9 protein-coding genes are annotated in these 9,846 nt (G+C 71.9%); 5 read left to right on the plus strand and 4 right to left on the minus strand.

Annotation, left to right across the window (positions count from 1 at the left end; translation table 11 throughout):
• The 3 genes from VNT50_RS03145 to VNT50_RS03155 form a co-directional block, all read right to left on the minus strand.
• The coding region (locus VNT50_RS03145) for a DUF4350 domain-containing protein (protein WP_325483644.1) at positions 1-483 on the minus strand (483 nt) is incomplete at its 3' end.
• On the minus strand, positions 480-1,124 hold the full coding sequence (locus tag VNT50_RS03150; protein ID WP_325483645.1) for a DUF4129 domain-containing protein: 645 nt from the start codon (positions 1,122-1,124) through the stop codon (positions 480-482). The genes VNT50_RS03145 and VNT50_RS03150, both read right to left, overlap by 4 nt.
• Positions 1,121-2,419 (minus strand): ABC-2 family transporter permease, encoded by a 1,299-nt coding sequence (locus tag VNT50_RS03155; protein WP_325483646.1) that lies wholly within the window; start codon positions 2,417-2,419, stop codon positions 1,121-1,123. The genes VNT50_RS03150 and VNT50_RS03155 overlap by 4 nt, the downstream gene beginning before the upstream one ends.
• Before the next feature lie 198 nt (positions 2,420-2,617).
• On the opposite strand from VNT50_RS03155, the gene mtrA reads away from it, so the two are divergent.
• The 5 genes from mtrA to hpf all read left to right on the plus strand — a co-directional run bounded on the left by mtrA (position 2,618) and on the right by hpf (position 8,281).
• The gene (gene mtrA / locus VNT50_RS03160) at positions 2,618-3,298 is read left to right on the plus strand and encodes an MtrAB system response regulator MtrA (RefSeq protein WP_325483647.1); all 681 of its coding nucleotides are present in this window, start codon (positions 2,618-2,620) and stop codon (positions 3,296-3,298) included.
• A gap of 7 nt (positions 3,299-3,305) precedes the next feature.
• Complete coding sequence (mtrB, locus tag VNT50_RS03165; RefSeq protein ID WP_325483648.1) at positions 3,306-5,003, plus strand: MtrAB system histidine kinase MtrB; 1,698 nt, start codon at positions 3,306-3,308, stop codon at positions 5,001-5,003.
• The gene (locus tag VNT50_RS03170) at positions 5,000-6,691 is read left to right on the plus strand and encodes an LpqB family beta-propeller domain-containing protein (protein ID WP_325483649.1); all 1,692 of its coding nucleotides are present in this window, start codon (positions 5,000-5,002) and stop codon (positions 6,689-6,691) included. Before mtrB ends, VNT50_RS03170 begins: the two co-directional genes overlap by 4 nt.
• A 97-nt stretch (positions 6,692-6,788) precedes the next feature.
• Positions 6,789-7,529: a ComF family protein gene (locus VNT50_RS03175; protein WP_325483650.1), complete on the plus strand. Its 741-nt coding sequence runs from the start codon at positions 6,789-6,791 to the stop codon at positions 7,527-7,529.
• Between the two features lie 89 nt (positions 7,530-7,618).
• Positions 7,619-8,281: a ribosome hibernation-promoting factor, HPF/YfiA family gene (gene hpf / locus VNT50_RS03180; protein WP_325483651.1), complete on the plus strand. Its 663-nt coding sequence runs from the start codon at positions 7,619-7,621 to the stop codon at positions 8,279-8,281.
• A gap of 110 nt (positions 8,282-8,391) precedes the next feature.
• On the opposite strand, the gene VNT50_RS03185 is transcribed toward hpf, so the two are convergent.
• Positions 8,392-9,705 (minus strand): coiled-coil domain-containing protein, encoded by a 1,314-nt coding sequence (locus tag VNT50_RS03185; protein ID WP_325483652.1) that lies wholly within the window; start codon positions 9,703-9,705, stop codon positions 8,392-8,394.
• Positions 9,706-9,846 lie beyond the last annotated feature (141 nt).

Below are 9,846 nucleotides of genomic sequence, written 5' to 3' on the forward strand. Positions count from 1 at the left end.
TGTGAAGAGCAGACCCGGGATGACGGGGCCCGCCCGCTGCGCGTCGGCCAGGCCGCACTCGGGGGAGGCGGGCTCATCGGGCGCCACGCCCGCGGGATCGGAGCCCTCGAAGAGCATCCGCGCGGTGCGGGATCGCGGATCGATGACCACGACATCGCCGTCGGAATCGAGCAGCTCCGACATCGCGTCGTCGGAGAGCACCGGGGCATCGGGGGTGACCAGGGTCGTCGCGGGGCCGACCGCGGCAGCTGCGGTGGCCCGGTCGCGGGCGATGACGACGTCGATGCCCTGCTCGCGCAGGATCGTCACGAGGGCCCTCGTGCCCCGCGGCCCCGCGCCCTCGGGGTCGAAGGCATCCCGCTCGGTCCACCGTCCGACCGACGAGAGCACCGACCCGATGATGCCGGCGGCCACCAGCACGAGCACGATGATGCCCCACACGAGCAGGCTTCGCCGCCCCGAGGCGACCTCGGTCACCGTCATACCGACGTCTCCTGAAGGGCGGGGCGTGCGGCGACGAGGGCGTCGTCGGCCGCCGCGACGAGGGCGTAGAGCTCTCCCGAGCCCGGCCGTCGGAGGTAGCGCACATCGTCGAACGCCGAGGCCGCGGCATCCAATCGGCTCTTCTCGGCGGGGAACGCGCGGGCCGCATCGCGCGCGAAGGCGTGGACGGTCGCGCCGGGCGCCGGCTCGACGATGCCGCGCTCGGCCAGGCCCCGTGCGAGTGCGCGCAAGCGCAGGATGATCGCGTCATCCCAGATGCCGCGTGCGGCCGCCGCGGCGGCATCCCGGCGCAGCTCCGACGCGCTGCGCGCCTCCTCCGCACCGAAGAGTTCGAGCGGCGATCTCGACGAGCGCGGCGAGAGGCGCGGGCGGCCCCAGATGAGGAATGCGGCGACGATGAGCCCCGTGACGACGACCGCGATCACGATCACGAGCGGCCCGCCCCACCCGCCCGGGACCTCGCCCGTGAAGAGGTTTCCGAAGAACTCCGCGACGGCGCGGGCGATGCGATCCAGCGGCGTGGGCTCGGCCTCGGCGTAGACGGGGCGCGAGAGTTCGCGCTCCGCCCATTCGCGCGCCTCATCGCCGTCGGGGATGAGGGGGCCCGCCCCCGCGATCATGCGGAGTCGTCGCCGGACGCGCCCGGTGCGGTCCACGCTGTCGCGGTGGGTGGCGTCGGCGGTGCGGGCGGCATCGGGGATGCGGGCTGTGCCTGCGGCGCGGGTGGGACGGGCGGGACGGGTGGCGGCGGCCCGAAGGGGGCGGCGGATGCGGGCGGTGCGGGCGGGTACCCCGCGGCCGGGTAGCCCTGCGCCGGATATCCCTGCGCCGGGTACGCTGGCGCGAAGACGGGGGCGGCATAGGGCGCCCGCACGAGCGTCCGTCCCGCGTGCGCGGAGTAGGGGTCGGGGAGCGATGTGGCCCCGGCATCCCGCTGCTCGACGTATGTCAGCAGGTCGAGATCGAGCCCCTCGTGGCGCATGCGGCAGTCGATGTAGATGAGCGATGCGGCCGTGGCCTGCACGACGATCGCGACGGACTGGATCAGGAGCACGACGATCTGCGTCAGGGCCGTGGCGATGATGATCCCCGCGATGGCGCCGGCGGTGGGCTCCCCGGTCGGAGCGATGATCGCGGTGATGCCGGTCGAGAGCAGCGAGAACGGCACGCTGACCACCTGGCCGATGACGCCCATGATGAACCCGATGATCACGAGCACGCCGAGGGCGGGCCAGAACCGGCCGCGGATGAGCACCCAGGAGCGCACCACCGCGCTGCGGATCGTGCCGTGCTCGAGCACCAGCACCGACGGCACGAGGGCGAGCTTCGTCGACAGCCACAGCGAGAGCGGGATGCTCGCCACCACGACGAGGATCGTCAGCCCGATCCCCACGGCGGGGACGGCGAAGCCCAGAGCGAGGATCGCTCCGCCGAGAACGGCGAAGAGCAGCAAGACGCCGAGCGTCACCAGCATTGTGTACCCGATCAGGCGCCACGCGACCGGCTTCACCCGGCGCCACAACCCGCCGAGCGTGAGCTTCTCGGCGAGCACGGCGTGGGCGACCTCGCTCACGACGACGGCCTGCACGAGCACGCTCAGGGCGGTCGCCGCGAGTCCCAGGACGAAGCCGGAGAGCACGGTGATCAGCACCGAGCCGGCGAACACCGTGTCGTAGTCCTCCGTGCCCGGCTGAAGGGTGTCGAGGCGGATGAACGACGCGAACGCGATGCCGCCGATCGCGAGGATCAGCACGACGTAGAGCACCGTCTGGAGGATGAGCGCGAACCCCAGCAGCACCTTGGGATTCTGGCGTAGCGCGGCGAACGAGCGGCCGAGGATCGTGCCGAACGACAGCGGATGCAGCGGAATGATCCCAGGTCGGGATGCCGGTGTCCATGCCGGGTAAGCGGTCACGGGCCGTCCCCTCCTCGCTGCGGGCCGGGCGGTCGCCGCCGTCCTATCGTGTCACACGGGATCGGGCGCCGAGCGGCGTGCCGACGCGCTTCCCGCCATCCCCCGGGATGAGTCCATTACTCTGAGGAGAGTGCTCGGGGTCCTCGGCGCACACGCCAGGGTGACCCCGAGATCTCAGCAAAGGACGATCGCGCTTCTATGACCTCACGAATCCTGGTTGTCGATGACGACACCGCGCTCGCCGAGATGATCGGCATCGTCCTGCGCACCGAGGGCTTCGACACGGTGTTCTGCGCCGACGGCGCCGAGGCGGTCGACATCTGGCGCGCCGAACGTCCCGACCTGGTGCTGCTCGACCTGATGCTTCCCGGCATGGACGGCATCGAGATCTGCACGCGCGTCCGCGCGGAGTCCGGGGTGCCGATCATCATGCTGACCGCGCGCACCGATACGGCCGACGTCGTGCGCGGCCTCGAGGTCGGCGCCGACGATTACATCGTCAAGCCCTTCAACCCCAAGGAGCTCGTCGCCCGCATCCGGACGCGCCTGCGCCCCGCCCCGCAGGCCGCGAACGAGACGCTGCGCATCGGCGATCTGACCGTGGATGTCGCGGCCCACGAGGTGCGTCGCGATGGCGCCCCCATCGCCCTGACACCCCTGGAGTTCGAGCTGCTCGTCGCCCTCGCGTCGAAGCCGCAGCAGGTGTTCTCTCGGGAGATGCTGCTCGAGCAGGTCTGGGGCTACCACTACAAGGCCGACACGCGCCTGGTGAACGTGCACGTGCAGCGGCTTCGGGCGAAGGTCGAGCTCGACCCCGACAACCCGAAGATCGTCACGACGGTGCGTGGCGTCGGCTATCGCGCCGGCGCCGTCGTCTGAGGCACTCGTGCCGCCCGCGAGCGCTGCGGCCTCCCGCGCACCCGTCACCAACTGGCGGGACTGGCGGGCGTGGCCCGAAAGCCTCGCCACGCTGTGGCGGCGGTCGCTGCGCTTCCGGACCCTGCTGATCACCCTCGCGCTCAGCATGCTCGCGATCCTGGTCGCCGGTGCCACGATGGCGGTCGCCATCCAGAACGACCTGTTCGATTCGAACCGCGCCCAGGTGCTGGTCGACGCGCGTCGGGCCATGACGACCGCCCAGCAGACCCTGGATGCCGCGGTGGTGCAGGGCGATCGCAGCCAGCTCCAGCAGACCATGCGCACGGTGCAGAACCAGATCGCCCGCCAGTCCTCGAGCGACATGATCGCCGGCATCCGCATCGACTCGACTCCGTCGCAGCTGGCCCCGCAGAACTTCTTCTCCGGTGGGCTCACCGAGGAGATGGTCCCCGAGGCCCTGCGGGCCCAGGTGACCAAGAACGCGGACTTCCAGTGGTGGCAGTCGGTCGGCCTTCCGGGCCCAGGGGGCCAGACCGTCCCCGGCATCATCGTCGGCCAGCAGCTGCAGATGCCCGACGCGGAGGTCGGGGCGTACGAGGTCTACCTCGCCTACGACCTCGCCGACGCCGACCAGACCCTCTTCTTCGTGCAGCGCACGCTGTGGCTCGTCGGCGGCGTTCTGGTGCTGCTGATCGGGGCCATCGCCTGGTTCGTGCTCCGTTCGGTGGCGACGCCCATCAGCGAGGCGGCCGACACGAGCGCCCGCCTGGCCGCGGGTGAGCTCAAGGTGCGGCTGCCGGTGCGTGGCGAGGACGAGCTCGCGACCCTCGGGCGCTCCTTCAACGCGATGGCCGACAGCATCGAGGCGCAGATCAAGGAGCTGGCCGACCTCTCGCTCGTCCAGCAGCGGTTCGTCTCGGATGTCTCGCACGAGCTCCGTACGCCCCTGACGACGATCCGCCTCGCGGCCGACATGCTCAACGACCGGCGCGAGGAGTTCGACCCCACCACCGCCCGCGCCGCCGAGCTGCTGCACGCCCAGGTGCAGCGTTTCGAGACCCTCCTCGGCGACCTGCTCGAGATCAGCCGGTACGACGCCGGCTCGGTGCAGCTGGAGCTCGAGCCGACGAGCCTCGCGCACCTCGTCGAGGACGTCGTGGAGTCGATGCACCAACTCGCGGAGCAGCACCACACCGATGTGCGGATCGTCGCCCCGGGGGGATATTCCCCCGTCGAGATGGACGCCCGGCGCGTGCGCCGCGTCGCGCGCAACCTGCTCGGCAACGCGATCGAGCACGGGGAGGGGCGACCCATCGTGGTCACCGTCGACAGCAACCAGCACGCCGTCGCGCTGAGCGTGCGGGACTTCGGCCTCGGGATGACGGCGATCGACGCGGAGCGCGTCTTCGATCGGTTCTGGCGTGCCGATCCCTCGCGCAAGCGCTCCATCGGGGGCACGGGGCTCGGCCTGTCGATCGCCCTCGGCGACGCGCGCCTGCACGGCGGCACGCTCGCGGTGTGGTCGGAGCCCGGTCGAGGCACCCATTTCGTGCTCACGCTGCCGCGACAGCCCGAGGGACTCATCGGCGAATCGCCGATCCCGCTCGAACCCCCTGACGCGGCCCACGACGAGCTCGGCAGAACGCAGCCCATCGTGCTGCCGACCACCGGTACCCTCCCGGCGAACGGAGCGCCGAAGCGATGAGCCGCCGCATCCTCTCTCTTCTCCTCGCCCTATCGGCGGCGTTCGCGCTCGCCGCGTGCTCGGGACTGCCGACGACGGGTTCGGTCAATCCGGGGCTCCCGGCCGACGAGGTCCCCCGCACGCCCGACTTCCTCTTCGTGCCGAACAGCCCGCAGCCGGGCATGACGCCGCAGCAGATCGTGCAGGGCTTCATCGACGCGGGCACGAGCCCCGTCGACAACTGGGCGATCGCCCGCCTGTTCCTCGCCCCCGAGGCCCGGTCGCTGTGGAATCCCGAGGCAGGTGTGACGATCGACTCGCCGGGCGACCGGGTGTACACCGAGGCATCCGAGGATCAGATCACCGTGACCGTCACCCCGTCGGCCGACGTCGACGAGACGGGGGCGTACGCGGTGTCGGATGCCGGGGCCACCGCGTTGCCCTTCCGCCTGGCCCAGCAGAGCGACGGCGAGTGGCGCATCGTCGAGGCGAACGATGGCATCGTGCTCGATCGCGACTTCTTCGTGACGGTGTTCGACGCCTACTCCATCATGTTCTTCGACCCGACGTGGGAGTTCCTCGTGCCCGACGTGCGCTGGTTCCCGGCACGGGAGAACTCCGCGACCCGCATCGCGACCGCCCTCGTCGACGGCGCGCCGAGCCCGTGGCTTGCAGCATCCCTCGAGACGGCCTTTCCCGAGGACGTCGCGCTCGCGAGTCAGTCGGTGACCGTCGACGCCGATCGGGCGGCAACCGTCGAGCTGCGCGATTCCGCGCTGGCGCTCGATCCCACGATCCTGAATCGGATGCAGGCGCAGCTGGAGGCGAGCCTGGCCGACGCGGGGGTGCAGTCCGTGCAGATGGCGGTCGACGGAGCGCCCCTCGAGGCGACGGCCGCCCCGACGCGTTCCACGAACGTCACCACCAGCCCGCTCGTGCTGAACGACGCCGGGTTCGGGTTTCTCGCGGGCGGCGAGATCACCCCCATCCCCGGGCTCTCCGACACGATCACCGAGAACCTCGGCGCGCCCCCGACATCGATCCAGGTCGGCCCGCAGCGAGACGTCGCGGCCCTCCAGGTCGCGGGAGGCGTCGTGGCGCGCGCGCAGGGCGACGGGACGGTGCTCGACGTGGACACGCGCCCGGGGCTCGTCGCCCCGTCCATCGATCCCTCGGGCTACATCTGGAGCGTTCCCCACGACAGTCCGACGGCGCTCTTCGTATCGGGCGCTGCGGGCACGCCCTCGTCGGTCGCGGGCGCGTGGGGCGATGCGTCGCAGATCCAGGCGCTCAGCGTGTCGCGCGATGGGACGCGGGTCGTCGCCCTCGTGACGGTCGGCGGTCAGCACTGGGCGGTCGTCGCGGGCGTGGTCCGCGATGCGAACGGGCTGCCGACGGCGCTCGGCGATGCCCACCGGCTCGCCCGGCTGCCCGGGCCGGGCATCTCCGTCGCCTGGCTTGACGACGTGACGATCGGCGTGGCCGCGAGCGACTCCGGAGGCATCGTCATCCTCGACCAGCTCGTGGGGGGCGAAGGCATCGCGACCGACGGGCCCGTCGGTGTCACATCGCTCGCCGGGGCCAACCAGCCGAGCGCGGTGCGCCTCCGCGATGGCGCGGGCATCCTCTACATCAAGCGCGGCACGAACTGGGCGCAGGCGGGCACCGGCATCTTCGTGCTCGCGACGCAGCAGGGTGCCCCTCGGTAGAGGCACCGTCTCCTGCACATCGCCCGGGCGCCGCGGTGCCTCCACGGGCGATGGGCGGCTCGCCGATGCGGTGGGGGCGCCGTGCGACGCTCCTGGGGTGACGGAACGAACGGCGCGGGATGCCGTGCTCGGGGCGCTCGCCGACGCCCTCGCTCTCGCGTTCCCGGTGGACTGCGCCGGATGCCGGGTGCCCGGCGTCGCGCTGTGCGACGCGTGCCGCGGGGCGCTGGTCCCGCGCCCGACGACGCGCCGCCTCGCGTCGGGGCTCGAGGTCTGGAGCGGGCTGCCCTTCGAGGGCCCCGTGGCCGGCGCCCTCCGCGCGCTCAAGGAGGAGGGGCGCACGTCGCTCGCCAGGGCGCTCGCTCCCGCGCTGGCCTCCGCCCTGGCGGCCGCCGCCGAGGCGGCCGTGGTTCAGGGGGCCGCGGCCCAGGCATCCGCGGTTCAGACATCCGCGGTTCACGGGGCCGACGCGCATCCAGGGCTGCTCGTCGTGCCCGTTCCCGCGTCGCGCAAGGCCATCCGGCGTCGCGGCTACCGTGTCGTCGACCTCCTGGTGCGGCGCGCCGGAGTGGTCCCCGCGCGGCTGCTCGTTCCCGCCCGTCGCACCGTCGATCAGCGCGGACTCGGGGCCTCTGCGCGGCGCTCCAACGTCGAGGGAAGCCTTCGTGCGCGCGCCTGCGCCGGGCTGGAGATCGTCGTCGTCGACGACGTCGTCACGACCGGTGCAACGCTCGAGGAGGCGGCTCGCGCGCTCACGGCGGAGGGTGCGCGGGTGCTCGCCGCCGCGACCGTCGCGGCCACCCCGCGCCGATTCGGGACATCAGAAACTCACAGGTGACACCACCGGGGTCCGGGGCTACGGTGGGGGAACACAAGGCGACACATGGTCCGCCCTTGACCCGGTGGACCGGAACAAGGAGGTCAAGGATGGAAACCAGCATCGTCGGCGTCGGCGTGGGCGTCACTGATCGCTTCCGCTCGGTTGTCGAAGAGAAAGCGGTTCGCATTGAGCACCTGGCGCCGCGCGCCCAGCGGCTCGACGTCAAGGTCACCCACCGCGCCTATCACAACGGCCGGGTCGAAGACGAGACCGTTGAACTCACTCTCGTCGGCAAGGGGCCCGTCGTTCGGGCCGAAGCCGTCGACGGCGACAAGTTCGCCGCCCTCGACCTCGCGGTCGACAAGATGGCCGAACAGCTGCGCCGCGCCAAAGGCAAGCGCGTCGACGGCCGCAACCACCCCCGCGGTGCCAAGTTCGAGAAGGAGAGCGGCGCCATCTCCGGCATCGATGTGCAGCCGGCATCCCTCGATGTCATGCGGGCGGTGGCGACCGGAGAGATTCCGGTCATCTCCGGGAACGAGGAGGAGGACGGTTACACCCCCGTCGTCATCCGCACCAAGAACTTCGATGCCGAATGGATGACCGTGGAAGACGCGGTCGACCGCATGGAACTCGTCGGGCACGACTTCTTCCTCTTCATCGACGCCCGCAGCGATCACCCCAGCGTGGTGTACCGCCGCAAGGGCTGGGACTATGGCGTGATCTCCTTGACGGCGGCCGCCCCGCCCGTGGAAGCCATGGCCTCGTAGCCCTCACGATTTCGGCCCGGGTTCTGCGACTCGGCCGGGTGACATTCACCGGCCAGTGCGAACCCGGGCCGAACCGCGTGTGGGCGCCGCGGGCACGGGGGCGTGTGGCGTCAGCCGAAGAAGTCGCCGAGCAGGCTCCCGATCACGACGCCGCCCAGGATGCCGCCCATGGCGTCGCTCATCCCGCCGCGGCCGCCTTGCGTCGGGCCGCCCCAGTTGCCGCCCTGCGGGCGCGACGAGTCGATGTCGCGCTGGGCGAGCTGCAGCGACTCGCTCGCCAGGGCTCCGGCACGACGGGCGAGGGCCATCGCGTTCTCGCGGGTGTCTTCATCGGATGCCAGGGGCTCGGCGTCGATGCGGGCGCGCTCGGCCTCGGCCAGGCGCGTGCGGGCGTCGGCGCCGATCCACCCGCGGTGGCCGGCGATGACGTTGCGGGCCACCGCGATCTGGCGATCGGCGTCGTCGAGGGCGTGCCGGACGTGGTGCACCGAGGGGATCGGGCGGGCCAGGCGATCGCGCGCGGCCGCGATCGCGGCATCCAATCCGCTGTTGGCGTCTCGCAGCTGCGACAGCTCCGCGAACGGATCGGACTTCGTCCCGGGCGCGGGAAGCGCCGCGAGCGCGGCCTGGAGCGCCTTGACGGCCGCAGCGACCGCCGGCACCTGGGGCGCCTCCCGCGCGGCGACGAGGTCGCCGCGCGAGTCCGCCACGACGTCGGCGAGGGTCGACTCGGCGCGCAGGGCCTCGATCTCGAAGTCCTCGACGCCGTCGATGATCGCCGCCGCCCGGCGCACGGCCTCGGTCGAGGTCTCCAGCGCGAGGTTCGCCTCTTCAGCGCGCCCGGCCTCGCGGCGGCGCGTCGACACGTCGGCGCTGTGCGCCGCGAAGGCCAGCAGCTGCTCGGCCTCGTCGGCCCCGGCCGACACCTGGCGGAGCGCCTCTTCGCTGTACCGCGCGGAGAGGCGCTCGATCGTGGCGCGGGCATGGGGGAGGCGCTCGCCGAGTTGAACGGTCTCGGCTTTGACCTGGGCCAGGATCTCGGGGGCGCGTCGCACGCGCTCGATGTCCTTGGCGAGGCTGGTGGTGCGGTCATCGAGCAGTTCGTCGGCCCATTCGCAGAGCTGCACGATGCGCGCGTTGCGGGTGCGCAGCTCCTCCGGGGTGTCCGGGATGTGGTCGTGGTTGAGCTGGTTGAGGTGGAAGGCCTCGCCCAGGTGGTGCTTCACCGCGGTCAGCGCTTCCTTCAGATCGCGCGTGGGGCCCTCGCCGAGCTCGGCGACCGCGAAGGCGAGCTCGTCGTCGGTCGTCCGGAGGCGCTCGTCGACCGCGACGAGCGCGCTCTTCGCCCGCCGGGCGAGGTCCGCGTCCTGCGCCTGAAGCGCCTCCAGCTCTTCGCGCTTGCGTTTGCCCCATAAACCAGCCATGACTCGATCCTAGGTTCGCGCGCCTGCGGGTTCGCCCGGATTCGCTGCCGGCGTTACGCGTGGGTTCGGGGCGGGCCGCTGACGTTGGGACGCGCCGCTTGCGTTCGGGGCGCGTGCGCTGACATTGGGGCGCGTGCGCCT

Source organism: Microbacterium sp., from assembly GCF_035554235.1.
In the GTDB taxonomy this organism is placed as follows: domain Bacteria; phylum Actinomycetota; class Actinomycetes; order Actinomycetales; family Microbacteriaceae; genus Microbacterium.

Bases quoted from the DNA above. Each gene is read 5' to 3' on its own strand.
- VNT50_RS03170 (WP_325483649.1), top strand. From the start codon at position 5,000: ATGAGCCGCCGCATCCTCTCTCTTCTCCTCGCCCTATCGGCGGCGTTC.
- VNT50_RS03150 (WP_325483645.1), bottom strand. From the start codon at position 1,124: ATGATCGCGGGGGCGGGCCCCCTCATCCCCGACGGCGATGAGGCGCGC.
- hpf (WP_325483651.1), top strand. From the start codon at position 7,619: ATGGAAACCAGCATCGTCGGCGTCGGCGTGGGCGTCACTGATCGCTTC.
- mtrA (WP_325483647.1), top strand. From the start codon at position 2,618: ATGACCTCACGAATCCTGGTTGTCGATGACGACACCGCGCTCGCCGAG.
- VNT50_RS03185 (WP_325483652.1), bottom strand. From the start codon at position 9,705: ATGGCTGGTTTATGGGGCAAACGCAAGCGCGAAGAGCTGGAGGCGCTT.